The following is a 24,653-nucleotide window of genomic DNA, read 5'->3' as shown; positions in this document are numbered from 1 at the left end:
CTAAATTAATGCTTTTACCGTGCGGGCAATTACACTTTCTACAGTGGTTGCATTGGCAATGGTAAAATGCTCGGTATATTTTTGTACTTCGTTTGCAGTGGTTTGACCAATGCAAACAGCAAGCGTATTTTCTAATGTATTTGCTGAAGTAAAACTTTGCACTCCAGACGGACTAAAAAACAGAATAGCATCAAATTGCCTGTTGAATGCTTTAGTATTTAATCGAGTTTCGTAAGCTATAATCTCTTCAAAACTCACCTGATTTTCAGTCAATTTTTCAGGTAATTCGTCTCTCCGTATTGCACTACAAAAAAACGTAAAATGTTCTTTTTTATGGTTTTTCAAAATGAAATCACCCAATTCTGATGCATTTTGAGCAGTTTTAATCATACTAAAACTATTTTTAATAAGTAAGGCTTCGGTTTTAGTACCTACGCAAAAACACCTAACCTCAGCCCTCTCTTCAAGGAGAAGGGACTTTTTATGGCTTTTTTTTAAAAATGCCTCAACTCCATTCTTACTCGTGAAAATCAGATTTTCTAATGCCTCTGGAAGTTCAAAATCTAATGGTTCAATTTTTATAGCATCATATTCCACTACTGAAAATCCTGCTCCAAGAATCAAATTCTTTTGAGAAGGCGTTAGCTTTTTGGTGGAAAGAACTGTTTTCATTTTGAGGATGAGGAGAAATTTACAATTCTTTCTTAATCGCTTCCATCAATTTGCGACCGCCATCCTCTAAGATTTTTAGAGCACACAAGCCTCCAAAATCCTGACTTTCAGAAACAGCTACCGTTTCTTCAATCTCTATTTTTTGAGTTCCGTCAAGGCTAAAAAGTGCTCCGTGAAAATGAATGTGTTCGTCTTTAATTTCAGCATAAGCACCTATAGGAGCCGTGCAACCGCCTTCTAATTTTTTAAGAAATTCACGCTCTACACGGGTTGTCAATTCAGAATTGGCATCGTTTAGTTGGGCGCAAGCCTCTTTACAAAAAGTATCATTTTCCATAACAGCTATAACCATCGCACCTTGCGCCGGCGCAGGGATCATCCAATCGAGAATGACGTGATTTTCAGGTTTTAAGTTGATACGTTCTAAACCGGCCTTTGCAAAAATTGCCCCTGCCCAGTTATTATCAGCTACTTTCTGTAAGCGGGTATTTACATTTCCACGTAAATCAACCACATTGTGATGTGCGTATTTATTGAGCCATTGCGCTTTGCGACGCAGGCTTCCGGTAGCAATTGTTACCGGTTGATTAAAATCTGCAGCGCTTTTTTCATCTTTAAAAACAAAAATATCTTCTTGAGCAGCACGCGGCAAAACAGCGCCTTGTACAATTCCTTTTGGGAGTTGAGTAGGAACATCTTTCATAGAATGTACAGCGATATCAACTGTCTCGTTAATCATCGCAACATCAAGAGTTTTAGTGAAAATCCCGGTGATTCCCAGTTCGTACAGCGGCTTATCTAGAATAAGATCTCCGGTAGATTTTACCGAAACCAATTCGGTTTTATATCCCAGAGCTTGTAGTTGATCTTGCACGGTATGTGCCTGCCAAAGCGCTAATTCGCTATCACGGGTACCTATGCGTATGGTTTTTGCCAAAGCTTAGTGATTTTGAAGTTTGAACACTTTTTGAATAAGATCAAGACTTTCTGTATGTGAAATATCTTCAGTCTTTAAGTGTTTTGCAAACTGTGTAGTAATTTTTTGAATGATACGCTCGCTGATGATTTCGGCTTGTTCTTCATTAAAACCGGCAATTTTTTTGCGTTGGTTGTCTATCTCACCGTCTTTAAGATCTACCAGTTTTAGTTTTAATGCCTTTATGGTAGGTGCAAACTGGCGTGTGGTCAACCACTCATAAAATTCATCTTGAATTTCAGTAATGATTGCCTGTGCTTGTGGTAACTGCTTTTTGCGACGGTTAAGCGTATCGTTTGTAATTTTTGAAAGTTGGTCTAGGTGAACCAGACTTACGCCTTCAACTTCTTCTACATTCTCACTCACATTCTTAGGGATACTCAGATCTAAAATAAGAAGAGGTTTTTTAAGATATAAAAGTTCTTTAGAAATGGTAGGTTTTTGTGCGCCGGTAGCTACAATTAACACATCTGCTTGTGCGATTTCAGACTGAATGTCTGCATAATCTTTAACGATGAGATTGAATTTTCCGGCAATTTTTTCTGCTTTATCCTTAGTACGATTGATGAGCGTGATGTGATCGTTTTTGGTGTGTTTAACCAAATTCTCACAGGTATTACGCCCAATTTTTCCGGTACCGAAAAGCAAAATGTTCTTTTCTGAAATAAAGGGAACGCGTGATAAAATATATTGAACCGAAGCAAAACTCACAGAAGTCGCTCCGCTAGAAATATTGGTTTCATTTTTAATGCGCTTACTCGCCTGAATTACGGCATTTACAAGTCGCTCCATAAACGGATTAACAAGTTTGAGCTTTTTAGCGCGTTTGAAACCATTTTTTAACTGACTGATGATCTCAAAATCTCCTAAAATCTGACTGTCAAGACCGGTACCCACTTTAAATAAATGCTCAACGGCTTTCTCGTTTTTATAGGAGTACGATACCGCTTCAAATTCTGCGATGGTACCGCGAGTATGCTCACATAATAATTTGATAAGATCCAGAGGTTCTTGAGCAAAACCATACAACTCGGTACGGTTACAGGTAGAAATGATACTCAGCCCTTCAATACCTTCTTCTTGAGCGCGCTTTAAAATTTGCTCTTGAATGGTACTGTCAACACTAAAATGTCCGCGCGTCTCAGCATCTGCTTTTAAATAGCTTAAGCCAATGGCGAAAAAATCACCGGGATAAGCCGGGTAAAAATGTCGTTTGCCGTTTGTATTCATAACTTCGGCTGCAAATGTATTTCGGGTTATGTTTAAAAAGTAACGCTAGAGGTATGATTTTTAACGATGACCGAATAAAATGTCGTTTTTCACATCAAAAAGCTGAAAATAGCCTAATTTAGTGAGGAATTCTGAATGTGATTCTTCACATTTGTTTAGAATAAATCTAAATAAAACACTTTTTTCCACGTATGGAAATATTAAAAAATATCGCTATAGGTTTGTATAGTGAAACCAATATTGAAGAAGGTTTTTTTATCCTGAAATTCAATAATGAAACTGCTGAAAAACAGTTGGTAACCCGTGAGGTTGACAGCAGTTATATTCAGTTTCATTTTTGTGCAAAAGGCACTTCAGTATTCCAGTTTAATGAAGGTAATTATAAGCTTCCGTTGAGTGAAGAGCATTCTTTATTGCTTTATAATCCGCAACGGGATTTACCTATAAATCTTGAAATCGCTCCGGATAGTTGGGTGATTTCAGTATTTATTTCCATTAAAAAATTTCATTCTTTATTTTCTCGTGAAGCCGACTTTATAACTTTTTTAAGCGATGAAAATCGAGACCGTAAGTATTATAAAGACGGAGTGATTTCACCGTCGATGGCGATTGTGCTCAACCAGTTGATGAACTACAATCTGCATCCTTCGGTTAAAGCACTTTACTTTAAAGGAAAGGCTTATGAATTGCTCAGTTTGTACTTCAACCGTCCTTCTGAAGCTGATGTGGAGCAGTGTCCGTTTCTGGTAGATGAAGATAATGTAGCAAAAATTAAAAAAGCAAAAGACATCATCATTGCGCGTATGGCAGAGCCACCTTCTTTGCAGGAACTTGCTGATGAAATTAACCTGAGTTTAAATAAACTGAAAGAAGGTTTTAAACAGATTTATGGGGATTCGGTATATAGTTTTCTCTTTGATTATAAGATGGAAGTGGGGAGACAGTTACTTGCTAGCGGTTCGCATAATGTTAATGAAGTAGGGCTGAAAATAGGTTATAGCACAGCAAGTCATTTTATTGCTGCATTTAAAAAACAGTACGGTACGACACCTAAAAAATACATTCAATCTCTTAGCTAATTATGAAAAAAATCATTCTGTTTCTGACAGTCTTGCTGTTTCTTACAGGTTGTAATTCAACCAAAAGTGCTGCTAAACCAACAACTAAAAATGTTCTGGTATTTACAAAAACTATGGGTTGGCGACATCAATCTATAGAGAAAGGTGTAGCTACGTTAAAAGAGTTTGGCGCAGAGCAAGGTTGGAAGGTGATGCAAAGTGAAGATTCTTTAATAATGAATAATTCAAATTTAAAAAATATAGATCTTGTTGTTTTCTTGAGCACGACCGGTAATATTTTAGGATCTGATCAAGAAGAAGCTTTTAAAAAGTATATTCAAAATGGGGGTGCGTTTATGGGAATTCATGCGGCCACGGATACCGAGTTTGACTGGCCGTGGTATGGTGAGTTTATAGGAGGCTACTTTGAGAGCCATCCTAATAATCCTAATGTTCGGGAAGTGGGTCTTACTAAAGCCGAGCCTCACGTAACCACCAGTATGTGCCCAAAAACTTTTAAACGTACCGATGAATGGTACAACTATTACAATCTAAGTGAATCAATAATTCCCACGCTTTTTTTAGATGAAACTACTTATGAAGGTGGTACTAATGGAGATTATCACCCTATTGCTTGGTATCAGGATTATGACGGTGGTCGCATGTATTATACAGGTGGTGGTCATACTAAGGAAGCCTATGATGATCCCATTTTTAGGGCGCATTTAAAGAGTGTGATGCGCTGGTTACTGGAATAGTACGAAGTATAGAATTCTTCAATACAACTTCTAAGAAGCTTTATTGTATTTCCTGTTTAAAAAATTGATAAGTCGTAATTTTGACAATCTAAAAAGAGAGCATGAAAAAAGGAGTACTTATGGTCAATCTGGGCTCGCCCAATAGCACAGATCCCAAAGACGTAAAGAAATATCTAGGTGAATTCCTGATGGACGAGCGCGTGATTGATGTCCCGCTATGGGCACGTACGCTGCTGGTAAAAGGGATTATCTTGAATACGAGACCTAAAAAATCTGCAGAAGCCTATTCAAAAATATGGTGGGATGAAGGTTCGCCGCTTATCGTTTTAAGCGAAAGACTTCAGGCAAAAGTTTCAGAAAAAGTAGATGTTCCTGTTGCTTTGGCAATGCGTTACGGGACTCCATCTTTAAAAGAAGGTCTCGAAGAACTGAATGCACAAGGAGTAGATGAGGTTTTGATCCTTCCGTTGTATCCACAGTTTGCGATGGCAACTACCGAAACCATTTTGGTTTTAGCTGAAGCCTTGCGCAAGGAGCATTTTCCGCATATGCGTTTTTCAGATATTCCTGCATTTTATAATAAACCCGAATACATTGAGGTACTCTCCCGAAGCATTCAGGAAAAGATTAAAGATCTTGATTTTGAGAAATTGATTTTTAGTTATCACGGAGTTCCCGAGCGTCACATTAGAAAAAGTGATGTTACAAAAAGCCATTGTAAAATAGACGGCAGTTGCTGCCAGACACCTTCACAAGCACATCAGTTTTGTTACCGTCATCAGTGTTATGAGACGACCAGGCAGGTTGCAGAAAAGTTAGGGTTAGATAAAGATAAATATTTCACTTCGTTTCAGTCTCGTTTAGGATTTGATCCTTGGTTACAGCCTTATACAGACCGCACGATAGAGCGTTTTGGTAAAGAAGGAACCAAAAAAATTGCGATCGTTACACCAGCATTTGTTAGTGATTGTTTAGAGACGCTTGAAGAAATCGCAATGGAAGGGGAAGAGATTTTCCACGAGATGGGCGGTAAAGAATTCACGACAATTCCGTGTTTGAATGACCGAGATGACTGGGCACATGTAGTCGCAACCTGGATTAACGATTGGGCTTTGGTAGAAGCATCAAAAGCTATAGCATAATTAAATTCCCGTCAGTATCTTGGCGGGAATTTTCATTTTAAAACTCCTCTTTGTTAAAATCCAATAAATCTGAAGCTTTAGGCAATGAGTCCATCAGCTCCTTATTAATTAAGCAAGCCTTACCTGCATCAATAGGTATTTTGGTGATGTCGCTCAATATCTTAGTAGACACTATTTTTGTGGGTAACTGGATTAGCAGTATTGCCATTGCCGCAATTAATGTAGTGCTTCCGGTTTCCTTTTTTATTGCGGCATTAGGTATGGCGATCGGGATAGGTGGTTCTTCGATTATTTCCCGCGCTTTAGGTGCAAATGATCGGGCTAAGGCCTTAAAGACTTTTGGAAACCAAATCACAATAACCTTATTGCTGACGGTTAGCATGGTGGTATTAGGATTGGTTTTTATCAATCAATTGATTCCTGCTTTTGGCGGAAAGGGAGACATCTTCGAGCCGGCTAAAATCTATTACCGTATTGTGTTGTATGGTGTACCGGTATTGGCATTGTGTATGATGGGCAATAACGTGATTCGAGCAGAAGGAAAACCCAAGTTTGCAATGATAGCGATGATCATTCCTTCACTGGGGAATTTGATCTTAGATTACTTGCTTATCAATGTTCTGGATATGGGAATGGCAGGAGCGGCCTGGGCAACCACGGCTTCGTATATCTGTTGCTTTTTCTATGTGCTTTGGTATTTTTTGAGTGACAATTCAGAATTGAAAATAGATTTCAGTCATTTTGGTCTTGATCTTCCCATTCTCAAAGAAATGTCTGCTTTAGGTTTTGTGACTCTTGCGCGACAGGCGGTGGTAAGCATCACCTATTTATTGATGAATAACATTCTTTTTGAGTTGGGCGGAGAAGCTTCGGTAACCGTTTATGCGATAATTGGCCGAATGTTGATGTTTGCCCTGTTTCCGGTTCTTGGCGTAACACAAGGCTTTCTTCCTATTGCCGGATTCAATTATGGCGCAAAAAAGCATTCACGCGTTCGCGAAAGCATCAAACTTGCCATCATCTATGCTTGCGGAGTAGCGCTTGTGATTTTTGCATTGATTATGATCTTTCCAGAAAGTATAGTTTCGGTATTTACGCAAGACGAAGCGGTTTTGCGTGACACGCCTTGGGCGATGCGTTGGGTATTTGCTGCGATACCGATAATCGGGATTCAGTTGATAGGTTCAGCGTATTATCAGGCGATAGGTAAAGCAACTCCGGCACTATTATTAACCTTGACCAGGCAGGGTTTTTTCTTTATTCCGCTGGTGCTTATTCTTCCTAATTATTTTGGAGAATTAGGCGTATGGATTTCTTTTCCGCTGGCCGATACGCTATCTACAATCGTTACAGGATACTTTTTATGGCGAGAAACCCGGCTAAAATTAGAAACGGAGACTGCAGAAAAGAATTGATTGATTAACTTAGTTAGCTACTAACTAAGTCTTTCAAGTATGCATAAATTTTTACTCCGATTATTTTGTACTGTTTTAATTCTTTCAACGTGTTCTGGTTTTGCTCAGGATGTTGATGCGTCTCTTTATGAAGCTTTAGAATATCGTTTGTTGGGGCCTTTTCGCGGAGGGCGAAGCGCCGCTGTTACCGGTATTCCGGGTAAACCCAATCTTTTTTATTTTGGAGCAACCGGCGGAGGTGTGTGGCGAACCAAAGACGGTGGACGCTCTTGGGATAATATATCAGATGGTTTTTTTGGTGGAAGTATTGGTGCGGTAGCAATTGCATCCAGCGATCACAATATTATTTATGTAGGTGGTGGTGAAAATACGCTGCGCGGAAATGTCTCTTCCGGTTACGGGATGTGGAAATCTACAGACGCTGGTAAAACCTGGGAAAAAGCCGGCTTGTCAAAAAGCCGTCACGTTTCTAAAATACGCGTACATCCTACAAATCCAGATATTGTTTATGCAGCAGTTTTAGGAGATATTTATAAGCCAACTCAAGAGCGTGGTGTTTATAAATCTACAGATGGCGGAGCTTCTTGGGAGCGTGTTTTATTTGCCAATGAAGATTCCGGAGCGATAGATTTGACGTTTGATCTTAATAATCCGCGTATTTTATATGCTTCGACCTGGCATTCTCGCAGGACGCCTTACAGTTTTATAAGTGGAGGTGAAGGTTCAGCTTTATGGAAATCTACAGACAGCGGTTCAACCTGGAAAGAGATTTCAAAAAATGAAGGTTTCCCAAAAGACACATTGGGGATTATTGGTGTGGCAGTTTCACCGGTAAATTCTGATCGGGTTTTTGCAATGGTCGAAAATAAAGATAAAGGCGGCTTATACCGAAGTGAAAACGGTGGAGAATCTTGGAGACTCGTCAACGATGACCGAAGCTTAAGACAACGTGCTTGGTATTACACCAAAGTTTATGCAGATACGCAGGATGAAGATGTGGTTTATGTGCTTAATGTAAGCTATCATAAAAGTACAGACGGTGGTCAATCTTTTGAAAGCAGCAATGCGCCGCATGGGGATCACCACGATTTGTGGATTGCTCCTGAAGATCCTATGCGTATGGTTATGGGGGATGATGGCGGTGCACAGATTACTTACGATGGAGGGGAAACTTGGAGTACTTACCACAACCAGCCTACAGCGCAGTTTTACAGGGTGACTACAGATAATCAGTTTCCGTATCGTATTTATGCGGCCCAGCAAGATAACAGCACGGTTCGTATTCCGCATCGCACAGATGGTTATAGTATTAACGAAGAGGACTGGGAGAGCACAGCCGGTGGAGAAAGTGCGCATATCGCCGTAGATCCCGAAAATCCAAATATTGTTTACGGAGGAAGTTATGATGGATTCTTAACCCGTGTAAATCATGAGAATAACAGCGTGCGTTCGGTTTCGGTGTGGCCAGATAATCCTATGGGGCACGGAGCAGAAGATATGAAATACCGCTTTCAGTGGAATTTCCCCATCATGTTTTCTAGACACAATCCTGATGTGTTGTACACCTTCAGTAATCACGTGCACAAAACCACAAATGAGGGACAAAGCTGGGAAGTTATAAGTCCGGATTTAACAACTGATGATAAATCGAAGCAAGGTTCTTCTGGGGGACCAATCACACAAGACAATACTTCCGTGGAATATTATTGTACCATTTTTGCAGCAAATGAGAGTCCGTTAAAAGAAGGACTGCTTTGGACCGGTAGTGACGACGGCTTGGTTTACGTAAGCCGTGACGGAGGCACAAATTGGGAAAATGTTACTCCAAAAGGAATGCCCGAATGGATGATGATTAACAGTATTGAACCGAGTTATTTTAATGAAGGAACTTGCTATATCGCCGGAACAAAATACAAAACCGGAGATTTCGCTCCGTATTTATACAAAACCACAGATTACGGAAAAACCTGGAATAAAATTACTGACGGGATCGGAACAGAACATTTTACACGTGTCGTTCGTGAAGATCCGGAGCAGGAAGGATTGTTATATGCCGGTACCGAAACTGGAATGTATATTTCGTTTGACGCCGGTAAAAACTGGAAGCCTTTTCAGATGAATTTACCTATCGTTCCTGTTACCGATTTGGCATTAAAAAACAACAATCTTATCGTCGCGACTCAGGGGCGTAGTTTGTATATTATAGATGATTTGAGTGTGTTGCATCAGGCTTCAGCGATGAATGATGCAGGTGCTGTGCATTTATACAAACCCAAAGATACCTATAGAATGGATGCCGGTAGTAGAACTTCTAATTTCGCAGGAACTAATCATCCAAGCGGCATAATGACCTACTTCTATTTACCAAAATATGATGCAGAAAAAGATAGCGTTTCACTCACGTATTTTGATGCTAAAAACGATACAATCAAGTCATACAGTAACAAAGGTGAAAAAGACAAACTAAAAGTTAGAGAAGGCGCAAATCAGTTCAATTGGGATATGACTTACGAAGGAGCAGAGCGACTTGACGGAATGATTTTATGGTGGGCAAGCACGCAAGGGCCTAAACAAATTCCTGGAAATTATACCGTAACGCTCAATGTAAACGGAACAGATTACGCACAACCTTATACGGTTTTAGCAGATCCGCGATCTGAAGCTTCTGTGGCAGATATGCAGGCACAATTTGACTTTATAACGGATGTAAATAAAACGGTAGATCACGCGCACAAAAGCATCAAAAAGATCAGAAATATCACTGGGCAGTTGAGCGCTTTTGAAAAGCAATACAAAGACAATGCAGATACCGAAGAACTGCGCGAAAAGTCTAAAGAACTACGCGAAGATCTGGAGGAAATTGAAAAAGCTTTGTATCAAACTAAAAATCGAAGCGGTCAGGACCCATTGAATTTTCCAATAAAACTGACTAATAAATTGGCACATTTAAATGCACTGGTGGGGATGGGAGATTTTGCTCCTACAGATCAGGATGTAACGGTAAAAGACGAGCTAACAGCTAAAATAGATTCAGAATTAAACAAGTTTGACAAGTTGGTTAGCGATGAGGTTGCTGCATTCAACAAAGAGTTTAATGCAATGCAGCTCAACTACCTTTTTATTCAAAAGGACTAGTCCTTTTGAAGCTCCCCTCCTTTTCAAAGGAGGGGAAACAATTTCGCAGAAATTGAGGGGTGGTTTTAATACTACTGCAGTTGTTTTAGCACTATATTATCCCTTCACACAACGGGCAATTAGAGTTACCTTTGCTGTATGGAATATTACAACTATTTAAAATCCCTGCACCTTATTTTTATTGTGACATGGTTTGCGGGCTTATTCTATGTGCCGCGCTTGTTTATGTATCAGATTGAAGCTTCTCAAAAACCCCAACCGGCTCGAGCAATTCTGGGCGATCAACTGGCTTTAATGACTAAACGTCTCTGGAAAATAATCACGTGGCCATCAATGATTTTGGCAAGTGTTTTTGCCTTTGCGATGTTGCATTTAAATTCAGGAATTTTGTACGCACCATGGATGCAAATCAAATTGGGTTTTGTTGTTTTACTATATGCCTATCACTTTAAAAACCATCAGATTTATAAGCAGTTGCAAGCTGGTAATTTTAAGTACAGCACAAAGTTTATGCGCATCTGGAACGAGGGGCCAACCTTGATTCTTTTTGCGGTAATTTTTCTGGTAATTACTAAAAGTGCTACCAACTGGATCTGGGGACTAGCCGGTTTAATTACACTGGCAATACTTTTAATGTTGGGAATAAAACTTTATAAAAGCATACGCGATAAAAACCCAAACGCCTAACGGCGCGGTTTTTGATACCTATCTGCCAATGAAATTCAATAAGCTTTCTTTACGCCTGCGTATCTTTTTTGGGATGGTATTTCTCATTTTGGGAGCTTCGATCCTCATTGGGATTATTAGTGTCGTTCAATATAAAGAAGAGGCAAAAGAATATCATAGAGACCGCTTATTGCGCAAAGAAGATCAGATCAGGGCAGAGATTGCATACGTTTTTGACCAAACGACCTATGAGGTCATTTCTAAGAATATTCCGTCTATTTTAAAGTACTATAACGACATCTACCGCATTGCAGATGTTCACGAGTTACCCATTAATATTTATGATCTCAACGGAAAGCTTTTGGTTAAATCAAAAGAAAGCTTCACCGAAGATACACTGGAGACTGCCTTAAATCCGTCTGTTTTAGAAGGCCTCGCGAATATGCCCACAAAGCGCTGGGTGGTACAGTCTGAAATTGATGGTGTTAAATATCAATCTTCATATACCTATATCAACGATAACCAGTTTAAGCCGCTGGCGATATTGAATCTTCCTTATATACAGGATGATGATTTTATCACGCGCGAACTGGACGAATTTTTACGCCGACTTGCAGAAGGCTATTTGTTTATGCTCTTGATCGCTACAGCGCTTTCCTATTTTCTTTCGAGATACATCACCCGAAGCTTAAAAACCATAAGCGATAAGATGGTTCAGACGCGTCTCGATAAACGCAACCAGCGTATTGAGATTGATGATGCCAGCGAAGAAATCAGCAATTTGGTACGGTCGTATAACGGGATGATTGACGAACTCGAAAGCAGTGCTGCAAAACTTGCACAAAGTGAGCGGGAAGCAGCGTGGCGTGAGATGGCGAAGCAGGTGGCGCACGAGATTAAGAACCCGCTGACGCCTATGCGTTTGACGGTACAGAGTTTTCAACGGCGTTTTGATCCTGAAGATCCAGACATTCATAAAAAGTTAGATGAATACAGTAAAACGTTGATTCAGCAGATAGACACCATGAGTTCGATTGCAGAGGCTTTTTCAAATTTTGCTAAAATGCCGGCTCAGCAGAACGAAACATTAAACGTGGTTTTTGTTACTAAACTAGCTCTGGATATCTTTACAGAGCATTACCTTACTTTTGGTACAGATTCCGAAGAAATAACGGTAAAACTAGACCGTACTCAGCTTATTAGAGTGATCACCAATCTGGTTAAAAATGCGATTCAGGCTACTGAAGATGTTGAAGATCCTAAAATTCGTGTTGAGATTAAAGATGATCAAGATACGGTTTGCATCCTGGTCTGTGATAACGGTCACGGCATTTCTGAAGAGAATGCCGAAAAGATTTTTGAGCCAAAATTTACCACAAAATCCAGCGGAATGGGTCTGGGTCTGGCGATGGTAAAAAATATTGTGGAAACCTATAACGGAACCATTACCTTTACTACTAAGGCTGAAAGAGGAACCGTTTTTAAAGTAACTTTTCCTATTGCTGAGGTATAAATCTACCTGAAAATCGCGCCTTACAAAAAGCAATAACTTCCACCTTGTGGAACAAAAATGACGACTATGAATTTTGAAAATCTTATTTATGAAGTCGATGACCAATTGGCTGTCATAACTATAAATCGACCCAAAAAGTTAAACGCACTCAACCGCGAAACCATACAAGAATTGCATGATGCCTTTGCCGAAGCAGATGCCGATGAAGATATAGGTGTTATCATCTTGACCGGAAGCGGCGAGAAAGCCTTTGTTGCCGGCGCAGACATCAGTGAATTTTCTGATTTTGAGGAAGAAGAAGGAGCATTGCTGGCGCGAAAAGGGCAAAAATTATTATTCGATTTTATCGAAAATTTAAGCACGCCGGTTATCGCAGCTATAAACGGGTTTGCCTTAGGAGGCGGATTAGAATTGGCGATGGCGGCACACATTCGCATTGCCAGTGATAACGCGCGTATGGGCTTGCCGGAAACTTCTCTGGGACTCATCCCCGGTTATGGTGGGACGCAGCGTTTGCCACAACTCGTAGGCAAGGGTCGCGCGTTTGAAATGATTATGACTGCAGGGATGATCAATGCTGATCAGGCTTTACAATACGGCTTGGTGAATCACGTGACCATGCAGGAAGAATTGATGTCGCACGCCGAAAAAATAGCAGCAAAAATCTTAAACAACAGCGGGGTGGCAATTGCTACAGCGATACATGCGGTAAATGCCGGATTCAAAACCGGAGTAAACGGATATGATGCCGAGATTGAGGGTTTTGGAGCATCTTTTGGTACTGAAGATTTTAAAGAAGGCACCAGCGCCTTTTTAGAAAAACGTAAAGCGGAATTTCCGGGGAAATAAGTGGGCCTAAAGCTGATGATATCTGACAATTGTATACTTTTTAAAAGTTTATATGTCAATACCCAGAGTTTTATTTCCTATTCACACGATACATTATGCCATAAAAAAGGGACTCTTGACTTAGCATTAAGGCTACGGAACAATGGCATTGATGCCATTATTGATCAATAGGAGCTAAAGCCGGGTGATGATTTACCACATTTTATGGAGAATAATCTAGAAAAATCGGACTATGTACTAATGATTTGTAGTAGTAATTACGTTGAAAAAGCAAATAGCGGAAAAGGTGGAGTTGGATATGAAAAAATAATTATTATATCAAATCTTCTTGAAAATATAAACCAAAAAAAGTTATTCCTTTAATTGGAAATAATACGATTAATAATGTACCAACTTTTATAAAAACAAAACTCTATATAGATTTTTCAACTGATGATAAATATGAATTTGCAATCGATGAATTAATTAGAACTATTCACAAAGCCCTCTTTTAAAAAAACCAGAAGTAGCTAGTAATCCTTTCAAAAAATACATTAGCGTAGAAAAACTTAAAACAAAAAGTAGCTCAATAGAATTAATCTCCCATCTAGTTGAGGATTTTGAACAAGGAAAAGATTACAGTCATTATAAAATAATTAATAGGAAAATGAGTATTTCAAAAATCTATTTAGATATCCTAATTAAGGAAGCTAAAGAAGCTGGATATATAATGCAATACGATGATGGTGATATGATGCTGACTGATAAAGGGAAGATGTTCGCAATTGAAAATAATATAGTTCAATAGGATTATAGCGGTAAAACATGTTAAGTATATTATAGGAATTATTCCATATATTTGTAATAAATCCTTTTATATGCGAACGGAAAGAAAACACTTAAAAGGGCGGGGAGCTCAGGCACAAATTGCAAATCGGTTTGATCAAATCAGTCATGAATTGCGAGACGATTTTCTAAATTATTGTGCGCAGGAAGGCGATGAGCCGCAGAATCTCAAAACCTTGTACATTGATACCTTTCCTAAAAGCATCGTCAATAAAGTGGATAGTCCGGATGTGGGTATGGAGTATTCCTTAAATCCGTATCAGGGTTGCGAGCACGGTTGTGTATATTGTTATGCGCGTAATTCACACGAATATTGGGGCTACGGTGCCGGTCTTGATTTTGAAAGTCGCATTTTAGTCAAACGCAATGCGGTGCGCTTGCTAGAAAAGCAACTGACCAAAAAAAGTTGGAAAGCGACTCCCATAGTACTTTCGGGAAATACAGATTGCTACCAGCCCGCCGAAAAGCAATTTAAAATCACCCGCAGTTTATTGGAGGCGTTTTACAAATACCGGCATCCGGTAGCTATTATTACCAAAAATGCTTTGATTCAGCGAGATTTTGACATTATTAAAGAATTGGCTGCAAACAATTTGATTCAGGTAAATATGTCTATCACCACTTTAGATGAAAAAACCAGAAGATTACTTGAGCCGCGTACCGCAAGTATTAAAAAACGCTTAGAAACGCTAAAGAAATTAGCAGAGTTAGGTGTTCCCGTAAATGTGATGACTGCCCCTATAATCCCGGGAATCAACAGTCACGAAGTGCTACCACTCATCAAAGCGGCGGCAGATCACGGCGCGCATTCAGTAGGCTATACGGTAGTTCGGCTCAATGGTGCTATCGGTAAAATTTTTGAACAATGGATCAAAACGGCAATGCCAGACCGGGCAGATAAAGTGCTCAATCAGATCGCGGCTTGTCACGAGGGCACTTTAAATGATTCGCAATTTGGTCGCAGAATGCGCGGAAGCGGGGAGTTTGCCAATCAGATAAAAGCGCAAATGGAACTGGGACGAAAGAAATTCCTTAAAGGTAAAAACATTGCACCGCTCAATTGTGATTTGTTTGAACAATACAGACCGGGGCAACTTTCTCTATTTTAAAGATTCTAATTGGCACAGTTTCTGCATATTATTATAAACTATGCTAAATAATCAAAAAATATATTTTATAATAATCGGATTGCTGTTGTTCGCTTCCTGTAATAAGCTGACTAAGGCTACTGATTTTATAACACAGCCCACTGCAAGAGAAGTTTATGCACGCAATTTTGAATCAGATTCTTTACCCTATATTTTTTGGAATATGGCATTTAAAGAAACGCTTGGAGACAGTTTACACGTAACTTCTCCTTATCAAGAAACCGGGATATTCAATCCTAAAATGAATCCGGTTTATGGGTATGAACTCAATTTGGAGCGTGGTCGCAAATACGACTTCAGTGTTTTGACAGACACCTTACATCCATTGGTGTTTATTGATCTTTACGAAAGGACTTCAGATAGTATTTCTCCTTTTAAATTAGAGAAGCAGGCGGCTTATGAAAATTCAACATTAAATTTTTCACCTAAAAAATCAGCGGTTTATAAAGTGGTTTTTCAACCTCAATTAAATGCTGCGTCAAGTTTTAGAATCACTATATCAAGCGAGCCTGGGTATAGTTTTCCGGTAGCGGGTGTTTCTAGTAAAAAAGCCATTCAAAGTTTTTGGGGAGCGCCAAGAGACGGCGGTAAGCGCAATCACGAGGGTGTAGATATTTTTGCATCACGAGGTACGCCTGTCCTCGCCAGTATAGACGGGTATGTGAGCAGAACCGGTAATCGTGGTCTGGGTGGTAAACAGGTTTGGTTGCGAGACGGTCTCTTTGGTAACAGTTTGTATTATGCGCATTTAGACAGTATTATTGCGACTAATGGCCAGCGCGTAAAAATAGGAGATACGTTAGGCTTGGTAGGCAATACGGGTAATGCGCGCACCACACCGCCGCATTTGCATTTTGGAGTTTACAGCCATGGTAGCGGAGCGATTAACCCATTGCCGTTCTTAAAAGAAGAGCCTCAACTAGTAGCCGATCAAGAAGCTTCGGAATTTTACAACAGCTATTTGGTAAAGTCGGTTCGTGCTAATTTGAGAAGTAGCGCTTCAGCAAAGTCAGAGCAAATAGGATCACTCACGCGTATGGATACGGTAAATCTTTTAGGTAAAACAGCAGATTGGTTACACATTGAAACTTCAGGAGCAAAGCGCGCTTTTGTACATAAAAGTTTAATGACTCCGCTTTAGTTGTAATTAACGTTTCTTTGGCTGCAAGAGCGCTAAAAGCTTGGTATTTTTAAACTGAACTATAAAAACGCAAACGATGTCGTTATTCGGAAAAGTAAAAAATACAATAGACCTCTTGAAATCGATAGATTTAGATGCTTTGGCAAAACTCTCTCAGAAAGTTGATTTGTCTCAGGTAATGAGTGCCGTGGGAAATCTTGATGACCGTCAACTGAAAGGTTTGATGAAAATGTTGAATTCTCAAGCAAAGAAAGGCCAACATAAATTGCCACCCATTGATGGGGATTTTTACAACCTCGCTCAAAAGCTTTCTCCTGAAGAGCGAGCGATTCAGATGAAGATGCGCAATTTTATGGAAGATGAAGTAAAACCTATCGCTAACGACTTCTGGAATCGAGCCGAATTTCCACACGAGATTATCCCTAAATTCGCAGAACTTAATTTAGCAGGTATCGCCTATAAAGGTTACGGTTGTCCCGGACAGTCTTTTATGATGGAAGGAATCCTGGCGATGGAACTCGCGAGGGTTGATGTTTCTATTTCGACATTTTTCGGCGTACATAGTGGTCTGGCAATGGGTTCTATTTACCTCTGCGGAAGCGAAGAACAAAAAGAATACTGGTTGCCTAAAATGCAGAAGTTTGAAAAAATAGGCGCTTTTGGTCTTACAGAGCCCGATGTAGGTTCTGGTGTTGCCGGGGGACTGGGAACAACGTGTAGAAAAGAAGGTGAAGAATGGATTTTAAATGGACAAAAAAAATGGATAGGTAATGCAACCTTTTCTGATATAACAATTATCTGGGCACGCGATGAAGAAAGCGGTCGCGTAAAAGGCTTTATCGTACGCAAAGAAAATCCCGGCTTTAAAGCCGAAAAGATGAAAGATAAAATGGCCTTGCGTACTGTACAAAATGCCCTGATCACACTCACAGATTGTCGTGTTCCTGAAAGTGACCGTTTGCAAAATGCCCACTCATTTAAAGACACCGCAAAAGTATTGCAAATGACACGTGCTAGCGTGGCGTGGCAGGCAGTAGGTTGCGCGCGCGGGGCTTATGAAGCAGCGTTGAAATATACTAAGAAACGAGAGCAATTTGGTCGCCCAATTGCTAGTTTTCAGTTGATACAAAATCATCTGGTAGAAATGGTATCAAATCTTACTGCGATGCAAACACTTTGTTTCCGCTTAAGCGAAATGCAAGATGGTGGCCAGTTGACCGATGAGCATGCTTCTTTAGCAAAAGTCTTTTGCTCGATGCGAACTCGTGATGTAGTAAGCCGCGCTCGTGAGGTAATGGGCGGTAACGGTATTTTGCTGGAGTATGATGTAGCTCGTTTTGTAGCTGATGCAGAAGCGATTTACAGTTATGAGGGTACAAAAGAGATAAATTCCCTTATCGTGGGTAGGGCGATTACGGGTTATAGTGCCTTTGTAAGTTAGTTCTATATTATAATAGATTCCAAAAGATTTTTATAGGTGTTTTAATATCCCGTTATTTGCACTTGAAAAATTTAAAATTTATAAAATGAAATTCAATAGATTATTTCTAGCGTTACCTGTTGCGCTTACATTAGTGAACTGCAATGATTCAAAGATGAATTCAGGAGGCGATGCAGATCTAAAAACGTTCAAAGATTCTGTTTCTTATATCATAGGTGCTAATACCGGAGCACAATTTAAACAAGCTTTAGGAGATAATCCTGATGAGTTTTTTGATGTAGATGTTTATGAGCAAGGTGTGCGCACAGCGCTTACTGATAGTGTAGAAATGCCACAGGAAGTGATGCAGCAAGTGATGCAGAAATTCCAAACGCAATTACGCGAAAAGCAGCAAAAAGAGCAAGAGGCTAAAGCAGCAGAAAATAAAGAGAAAGAAGAAGCTTTCTTAAAAGAAAATGCTACTAAAGAGGGTATTCAAACTACCGAAAGCGGATTGCAATACAAAGTAATCGAAGAAGGAACTGGTGACAGCCCATCTGCAACAGATAAAGTTGAAGTAAATTACGAAGGTAAATTATTAGACGGAACCGTTTTTGACAGTTCTTACGATCGCGGTGAACCGGCTACTTTTGGTGTAAATCAAGTAATCAAAGGATGGACAGAAGGTCTACAATTGATGAAAGAAGGAGCTAAGTATGAGTTTTATATTCCTTCAGATTTAGCTTACGGTCAAAGAGGTTCTGGTGCTAAAATAGGACCTGGAGCAACACTTATGTTCACCGTAGAATTGATTGACGTTAAAGATTCAGAATAACAATTGACATTTATAGTAATAGCCGTAGTTTCTGGGGCGCTTCTATTTGGAGCAATCTGGGGTATTTACGGTAATTTACGGAAGAAAACAGAGGGCTTTCTCGTTGCTTTAGCAGGAGGAGCCCTTATTGTTTCTACAGTAATCGAGTTGATAAATCCTGCGATGCAAAAGGCAAATGTGGCTGTCGCACTAGGAATTGTTCTCGCCGGGGCAGGTGTTTTTACCGCACTTGATTATCTGGTGAAGAAAAAATGGGGTTCAGATAGTGGTGGGGGGTTACTCGCTGCAATTACTCTGGACGGAATTCCTGAAAATCTTGCACTGGGAGTAGCACTTATAGGAGCAGACGCACTTACGGTTGCTGCATTATCGGGTTCTATTTTCTTATCTAACCTTCCTGAAGCTGCAGGCGGAGCAAAAGAAATGACCGAAAACGGTTCTTCTAAAAAGAAAGTACTTTTGTTGTGGTCTGCAACAGCTTTAATCTTATCACTTGCAGCATTTTTAGGCAATCAATTGCTTGCTGATGTTCCAGACGAGACATTGGCTTATATACGCTGTTTTGCAGGTGGTGCCGTAGTTGCTTCTCTAGCTATTGAAGTTTTCCCTAAAGCTTACAAAGAAGATAGTTACTGGGCAGGCATTGCCACTGCTACAGGTCTCATTCTTGCATTTTATTTGAACAGTCTTAGCTAATAACTTTCGCTTGCGCGGAAACCCTTCAGATCCACCTTATATTCTAACTAAATTTTAAAAGAGTATGTAATTAGTTTTACGCTAAACCGCGTAATTTTAAAGGAAGAAAGACAGAGGTATTCTGTTTCTAAATTCTTTAATCATTTAACAAAATGGCTTACATAGATTACTATAAGGTTTTGGGTCTTGATAAATCGGCTAGTGAGGCTGAAATCAAAAAGGCTTACCGCAAACTTGCCCGAAAATACCATCCTGATGTAAATCCGGGGGATACCGAAGCTGAAGAAAAATTCAAACAGGTTAACGAGGCTAACGAAGTTTTGAGTAACCCCGAAAACCGAAAGAAATACGATAAATACGGGAAAGACTGGCAACACGCTGATGCCTACGAGCAGACAGAACAACAGCGTAGTCAATATTCCGGATCTGGGTCTGGCGGTGGACGCGCCCAATACAGCGGAGGCTTTGACGAAGGAGATTTTTCAGATTTTTTCGGTTCTATGTTTGGCGGAAGTGCCGGTGGTGGTTTTCGCGGCGGAGGCCGGCAAGCACAATTTAGAGGGCAGGATTTTAACGCAACGCTAGAACTTGACCTGCGTGAAGTTTTTGAGAAACACAAACGTACCCTTACTGTTAATGGTAAAAATATACGCCTTACAATCCCTGCCGGAGTAGAAAATGGGCAAACCATAAAAATCAAAGGTTATGGTGGTCCGGGCGTAAACGGTGGCCCTAACGGGGATTTATACCTTCAGTTTACTATAAACAACAACACCTCTTTTAGAAGAGATGGTGCTAACCTGTATAAAACTGTTCCTTTAGACCTGTATATTTCAATTTTAGGAGGGGAGTTGGTCATAGAGACCTTTGATAGCAGTGTCAAGCTAAAAGTTGCTCCAGAGACTCCTAACGGCAAACAAGTAAAACTCAAAGGCAAAGGCTTTCCGGTTTACAAAAAGGAAGGTCAGGCTGGCGATTTATACATTACTTACGAGGTTAAAATGCCCCAAAATCTTTCGGCTAAAGAAAAAGAATTATTTGAAGAACTTGCAAAATTAAGATCCTGATGAGCACTCCAGATTATATTCCTGTATTAGAATTATGTGAGCAATACCACATAGAACACACGTTTTTTACCGAATTACACGACAAGGGAGTTCTTGAAGTGGTTACCGTATCTCAAACGCGTTGTTTACATCACGACAGCATTCCTGTTTTTGAAAAAATTATGCGTATTCATAACGAGCTAGATATTAATATTGAAGGTATAGATGTCATTCTCAATTTGCTTCATAAAATTGAAAATTTAAACAGACAACTTATAAAAACTCAAAACAGACTGCGTATTTATGAGTAGTTTAGCAGCTTAATTAAATTTGATACTCATTATATGAAAAGAATACTGTTTTATATCCCATTGGGATTCTTGTTTTTAAACTGTGGCGGCACAAAAGAAGTTGTTGTTGAAGAGGAACCTTTATTTCAGAGTTTTCAGGATTCTGTGGCTTACTATATGGGCGTGACTATTGCAGAGAGTATTAAAAAAGATCCTGTTGCCTATGATAATTATTTTGAGAAAAAAGTATTCTTAGAAGGCTTCCAGGAAGCGCTTAAAGACAGTTCTGTGATTTCTGAAAAAGAGGGGAGAGCGGTAATGGTAAAGTTTAATCAAAAGCTTACTGAGCTAAAAGAAGCAGAGCGAAAAAAACGCGTAGAAACTCAAAAAGAATTTTTAGCCGAAAACGCAAAAAAAGAAGGAATAATCACAACCGAAAGCGGATTGCAGTATGAAATCATACAAGCAGGAACGGGTGCTATGCCCGAAGCTTCAGATAAAGTTGAGGTTAATTATGAGGGTAAATTAATTGACGGAACCGTTTTTGATAGTTCCTACGAACGCGGAGAATCCATAACTTTTGGGGTTGGCCAGGTCATAAAAGGTTGGACTGAAGTATTGCAGTTGATGAAAGAAGGCGCAAAATATCGTGCTTATATTCCGGCTGATTTGGCATACGGCGATCGTGATATGGGTGAAATCCCACCATCTTCAACCTTGATTTTTGATATAGAATTACTTGAAATAAAGTAAAGTCTTTTAGTTTAGCGGCCTTTTTTATTATGAATATTCTTTGAAATTAAGGCGCAGGATTAGGGATTGCAGTATGTACTGCTTCGATATCCTCTAAAATTTCAGGAGTTAGTTTAAGATTAATGCTGCTTATGTTTTCTTTAAGTTGCTCTAAAGAAGTTGCACCGATAATGTTAGCGGCCATAAAAGGCCGGTCTGTCACAAAAGCCAATGCCATTTGCGCTAAAGACAGGTTGTGTTTTTCAGCAACTTTCTGATAGCGTTTTATAGCGCCAACAGCCTGTTCGTTAGAATATCTGCTGTATTGTGGAAATTTATTTATGCGAGAGTCTGGTGTGTCTGTACCGTTTATATATTTACCCGAAAGTGCACCAAAAGCCATTGGTGAATAGGCTAAATACCCCACTTCTTCTCGATGCATAATTTCGGTGAGGCCTATTTCATCTTTTCGGTTTAAAAGGTTGTATGGGTTTTGAACGGTGATCATTTTAGGAAGTCCGTTGCGGCTTTCTTCTAAATAACGAGAAAGACCGTAAGGCGTCTCGTTGCTTAGTCCCACGTGTCTGATAAGACCTTCTTTTACAAATTCTTGTAAGTTTTCAAGAATATCGGCAAAGTTATTTTGCCAGTTTTCTTTATCATCGTGGCTGTAGCCCAACTTACCAAAATAGTTGGTATTACGTTCAGGCCAGTGCAGTTGATACAAATCAATATAATCTGTCTGTAAGCGCTTTAAACTTTTATGAATCGCATCTTTAAATTCAGCTTTGGTATAACCACCGGTTCTAATATGTTTAGACATTTCTGCCGGTCCCACAATTTTTGAGGCTATGATGAGGTCATCTCGTTTGCCGCGGTTTTTAAGCCACGAACCAATGATACGCTCGGTGCTTCCGGAGGTTTCTGCTCTTGCGGGTACGCTGTATAGTTCTGCTGTATCAATAAAATTGATACCTTGTTCAATGGCATAATTCAGCTGTGCATGTCCTTCAGCTTCTGTATTTTGTTCGCCCCAGGTCATCGTGCCCAAGCATATTTTACTTACTTCAATCTCTGTACTAGGAAGTTTTGTATATCTCATAGTCTGTTGCTTTTTATGCGAAAGTATTGCAAAAAGAAAACCCTGACTTTAAAATCAGGGTTTTTCTATAAGTTTTTGATGTCTACAGACTAAATATCATTAAGCAGTTTTGTGACCTCATCCAGTTTAGGTGTAAGTATCACTTCAATTCTACGGTTTTTAGCTTTGCCTTCTGGAGTGGTGTTAGGTGCTACCGGAGCAAATTCTCCACGACCTGCAGCGGTGAGATTTTTAGGATCAATCTGGCTGTTTTGATTCAAAATTTCAACAATAGCAGTAGCACGTTTAGTCGATAAATCCCAGTTGTCTTTCAACGGTCCGTTGCCGCCATAAGGCACATTATCAGTATGTCCTTCAATAAGAACTGCGATTTCAGGATTTTGAGCCAAGACGCTTCCCAATTGGTTTACAGCCTGGCGACCTTTAGTTCCTACCGTCCAACTTCCGCTATCAAATAGTAATTTATTTTCTAAAGAAACATACACCTTGCCATCGCGTTGCTCTACGGTAAGACCATTACCTTCAAAATCAACCAAGGCTTTAGAAATCGCATCTTTAAGTGCACGCATTTTAGCATCTTTTGCCGCAATCATAGATTCTAATTCTTCAACTCTGCGAGAGCGCTCGGTCAGGTCGCGTTGCATCTTTTCAAGACGGGTTTGTTCTGCAGCAAGTGCGGCTTGTTTTTCATCTAATTCGCTTAATAACTCGCGGTTTTTTTGAGAATTTTCGGCCAGTGCTTTAGAGCTGTTCGCTTCTAATGCATCATACGAATCTTGCAAATTCTTAAGATTTGCTTGTGCTGCGGCATATTTACGCTGTAAATCATCGCGTTCAGCAGTGGTACTTGCTAGGTCTTTTTCTAATTTAGCCGCTTGTTCCTCAAACTGCCTGCGCAAACGTTCTGAAGTAGATAGGTCGTGATTCAGGTCTTGATTTTTGGCTTTTAAATCTGCAAAGCGGGCTTCAAGATCTTTGTAGACTTTTGCAGAAACACAAGAGTTTAATGTAGCTGCAACACATACAATAAGGCAAACTTTTTTAAGCATATAATCTGTTTGTTAGTTTGTTGAGTAACGTTTAAAATAGCTATTATATTGGCTTACCGGTACCAAGAAAATAACAATTTTTAAAAGTCGTGTTCAAGCTCTAATAATGCCGGGCAATGATCACTGTGTTTTGCTTCGGGCAAAATAACCGCACGTTTTATCTTGTCTTGTAAAGGTTCACTAACCATATTGTAATCTAGTCTCCATCCTTTGTTATTGGCGCGGGCATTGGCGCGATAACTCCACCAGCTGAATTGCTCTACATCAGGGTTTAAATGTCTAAAACTGTCTGTAAATCCACTATTTATAAAACCACTTAACCACTCGCGTTCTACCGGTAAAAAGCCGCTTACATTTTTAAGACGTACAGGATCGTGAATATCAATAGGCTCATGACAAATATTATAATCCCCACCTACCACAAGATTGGGTCTGGTTTTGCGAAGTTCATCAGCATAAGTCTGAAAATCTGCCATGTATTTTAATTTAAGATCCAGACGGTCTGTATTCGTTCCGCTGGGTAAATACATGCTCATAATACTCAAATCTCCAAAATCTACTCTGATGTTTCGACCTTCAAAATCCATATACTCTATGCCTGTACCGTGAACTACATTATCCGGCTTTTTCTTAGTAAGAACAGCCACCCCGCTGTATCCCTTTTTCTGAGCGCTAAACCAGTAATCATGATAGCCCGTTTCTTCAAAAATATTAACGTCTAATTGCTCTTGATGCGCTTTGGTTTCCTGCAATAAAAGTACATCGGGATCTGCAGCTTTTAGCCATTCAAAAAGTCCTTTGCGTATAGCTGCTCTGATGCCGTTTACGTTATAGGTGATAATTTTCATGCTTAAATTTTGGATTTTGGCGAAGGTAGCGATTTAAGCAGAAATCAGAAACGTGTATCGTGCGCGCAAATGTCTGTGAGTTGAGTAAGCTTTATACTTTTTCCCGT

At 39.8% G+C, this 24,653-nt stretch carries 23 protein-coding genes and 1 pseudogene; 18 read left to right on the top strand and 6 right to left on the bottom strand.

What is annotated here, in order from left to right:
- The 3 genes from BUB91_RS00210 to hemA are packed head-to-tail and all read right to left on the bottom strand — an operon-like array spanning position 1 to position 2,878.
- On the bottom strand, positions 1–672 hold the full coding sequence (locus tag BUB91_RS00210; RefSeq protein WP_073095634.1) for a uroporphyrinogen-III synthase: 672 nt from the start codon (positions 670–672) through the stop codon (positions 1–3).
- Positions 673–691: 19 nt separating this feature from the next.
- On the bottom strand, positions 692–1,609 hold the full coding sequence (gene hemC, locus BUB91_RS00205; protein ID WP_073095632.1) for a hydroxymethylbilane synthase: 918 nt from the start codon (positions 1,607–1,609) through the stop codon (positions 692–694).
- A gap of 3 nt (positions 1,610–1,612) precedes the next feature.
- Complete coding sequence (gene hemA / locus BUB91_RS00200; protein ID WP_073095630.1) at positions 1,613–2,878, bottom strand: glutamyl-tRNA reductase; 1,266 nt, start codon at positions 2,876–2,878, stop codon at positions 1,613–1,615.
- Between the two features lie 191 nt (positions 2,879–3,069).
- Here hemA and BUB91_RS00195 point away from each other — a divergent pair, with 191 nt between their 5' ends.
- The 18 genes and pseudogenes from BUB91_RS00195 (at position 3,070) to BUB91_RS00115 (ending at position 21,568) form a co-directional block, all read left to right on the top strand.
- Positions 3,070–3,957, top strand: a complete 888-nt coding sequence (locus BUB91_RS00195; protein WP_073095628.1) for a helix-turn-helix transcriptional regulator — start codon at positions 3,070–3,072, stop codon at positions 3,955–3,957.
- Positions 3,958–3,959: 2 nt separating this feature from the next.
- Entirely contained in the window at positions 3,960–4,694 is a 735-nt protein-coding gene (locus BUB91_RS00190) for a ThuA domain-containing protein (protein ID WP_073095626.1), read from the top strand.
- A 101-nt stretch (positions 4,695–4,795) separates the two neighbouring features.
- Complete coding sequence (gene hemH, locus BUB91_RS00185; RefSeq protein WP_073095624.1) at positions 4,796–5,836, top strand: ferrochelatase; 1,041 nt, start codon at positions 4,796–4,798, stop codon at positions 5,834–5,836.
- A 50-nt stretch (positions 5,837–5,886) separates the two neighbouring features.
- A complete protein-coding gene (locus tag BUB91_RS00180; RefSeq protein ID WP_073095622.1) occupies positions 5,887–7,251 on the top strand; it encodes an MATE family efflux transporter in 1,365 nt (454 codons plus the stop codon).
- Between the two features lie 39 nt (positions 7,252–7,290).
- Complete coding sequence (locus BUB91_RS00175; RefSeq protein WP_073095620.1) at positions 7,291–10,386, top strand: VPS10 domain-containing protein; 3,096 nt, start codon at positions 7,291–7,293, stop codon at positions 10,384–10,386.
- A gap of 138 nt (positions 10,387–10,524) precedes the next feature.
- A complete protein-coding gene (locus tag BUB91_RS00170) occupies positions 10,525–11,073 on the top strand; it encodes a CopD family protein (protein ID WP_073095617.1) in 549 nt (182 codons plus the stop codon).
- A gap of 28 nt (positions 11,074–11,101) precedes the next feature.
- A complete protein-coding gene (locus BUB91_RS00165; protein WP_073095615.1) occupies positions 11,102–12,565 on the top strand; it encodes a sensor histidine kinase in 1,464 nt (487 codons plus the stop codon).
- Between the two features lie 66 nt (positions 12,566–12,631).
- Positions 12,632–13,414: an enoyl-CoA hydratase/isomerase family protein gene (locus BUB91_RS00160; RefSeq protein WP_073095613.1), complete on the top strand. Its 783-nt coding sequence runs from the start codon at positions 12,632–12,634 to the stop codon at positions 13,412–13,414.
- 186 nt (positions 13,415–13,600) lie between these two features.
- Positions 13,601–13,777, top strand: a pseudogene (locus BUB91_RS21590) (hypothetical protein); the annotation flags it as partial.
- 283 nt (positions 13,778–14,060) lie between these two features.
- A complete protein-coding gene (locus BUB91_RS20855) occupies positions 14,061–14,201 on the top strand; it encodes a hypothetical protein (RefSeq protein WP_164917888.1) in 141 nt (46 codons plus the stop codon).
- A gap of 70 nt (positions 14,202–14,271) precedes the next feature.
- Positions 14,272–15,348 (top strand): PA0069 family radical SAM protein, encoded by a 1,077-nt coding sequence (locus tag BUB91_RS00150; RefSeq protein WP_073095611.1) that lies wholly within the window; start codon positions 14,272–14,274, stop codon positions 15,346–15,348.
- A gap of 40 nt (positions 15,349–15,388) precedes the next feature.
- Positions 15,389–16,528, top strand: coding sequence for a M23 family metallopeptidase (locus BUB91_RS00145; RefSeq protein ID WP_073095609.1), 1,140 nt, complete (start codon positions 15,389–15,391; stop codon positions 16,526–16,528).
- A 76-nt stretch (positions 16,529–16,604) separates the two neighbouring features.
- Positions 16,605–17,969 (top strand): acyl-CoA dehydrogenase family protein, encoded by a 1,365-nt coding sequence (locus BUB91_RS00140; protein WP_073095607.1) that lies wholly within the window; start codon positions 16,605–16,607, stop codon positions 17,967–17,969.
- Between the two features lie 85 nt (positions 17,970–18,054).
- Entirely contained in the window at positions 18,055–18,783 is a 729-nt protein-coding gene (locus tag BUB91_RS00135) for a BamJ family beta-barrel-assembly machinery protein (protein ID WP_083557791.1), read from the top strand.
- A 3-nt stretch (positions 18,784–18,786) separates the two neighbouring features.
- Positions 18,787–19,479 carry a ZIP family metal transporter gene (locus BUB91_RS00130; protein ID WP_073095605.1) on the top strand — a complete coding sequence of 231 codons (693 nt, stop codon included), beginning with the start codon at positions 18,787–18,789 and terminating at the stop codon, positions 19,477–19,479.
- A gap of 152 nt (positions 19,480–19,631) precedes the next feature.
- Positions 19,632–20,546, top strand: coding sequence for a DnaJ C-terminal domain-containing protein (locus BUB91_RS00125; RefSeq protein ID WP_073095603.1), 915 nt, complete (start codon positions 19,632–19,634; stop codon positions 20,544–20,546).
- Entirely contained in the window at positions 20,546–20,836 is a 291-nt protein-coding gene (locus BUB91_RS00120; RefSeq protein WP_083557790.1) for a chaperone modulator CbpM, read from the top strand. Before BUB91_RS00125 ends, BUB91_RS00120 begins: the two co-directional genes overlap by 1 nt.
- 33 nt (positions 20,837–20,869) lie before the next feature.
- Entirely contained in the window at positions 20,870–21,568 is a 699-nt protein-coding gene (locus BUB91_RS00115; RefSeq protein ID WP_073095599.1) for a BamJ family beta-barrel-assembly machinery protein, read from the top strand.
- Between the two features lie 46 nt (positions 21,569–21,614).
- Here BUB91_RS00115 and BUB91_RS00110 read toward each other — a convergent pair whose 3' ends face one another.
- The 3 genes from BUB91_RS00110 to BUB91_RS00100 all read right to left on the bottom strand — a co-directional run bounded on the left by BUB91_RS00110 (position 21,615) and on the right by BUB91_RS00100 (position 24,546).
- Positions 21,615–22,649 carry an NADP(H)-dependent aldo-keto reductase gene (locus BUB91_RS00110; RefSeq protein WP_073095597.1) on the bottom strand — a complete coding sequence of 345 codons (1,035 nt, stop codon included), beginning with the start codon at positions 22,647–22,649 and terminating at the stop codon, positions 21,615–21,617.
- An 89-nt stretch (positions 22,650–22,738) separates the two neighbouring features.
- On the bottom strand, positions 22,739–23,698 hold the full coding sequence (locus BUB91_RS00105; RefSeq protein ID WP_073095594.1) for an OmpA/MotB family protein: 960 nt from the start codon (positions 23,696–23,698) through the stop codon (positions 22,739–22,741).
- 80 nt (positions 23,699–23,778) lie between these two features.
- The gene (locus tag BUB91_RS00100; RefSeq protein ID WP_073095592.1) at positions 23,779–24,546 is read right to left on the bottom strand and encodes an exodeoxyribonuclease III; all 768 of its coding nucleotides are present in this window, start codon (positions 24,544–24,546) and stop codon (positions 23,779–23,781) included.
- Between the last annotated feature and the right edge of the window lie 107 nt (positions 24,547–24,653).

The organism is Leeuwenhoekiella marinoflava DSM 3653, from assembly GCF_900129005.1.
GTDB lineage: Bacteria > Bacteroidota > Bacteroidia > Flavobacteriales > Flavobacteriaceae > Leeuwenhoekiella > Leeuwenhoekiella marinoflava.
Note: the sequence above shows the minus strand (reverse complement) of the source record. Positions and strands in the feature narration are given on the sequence as shown.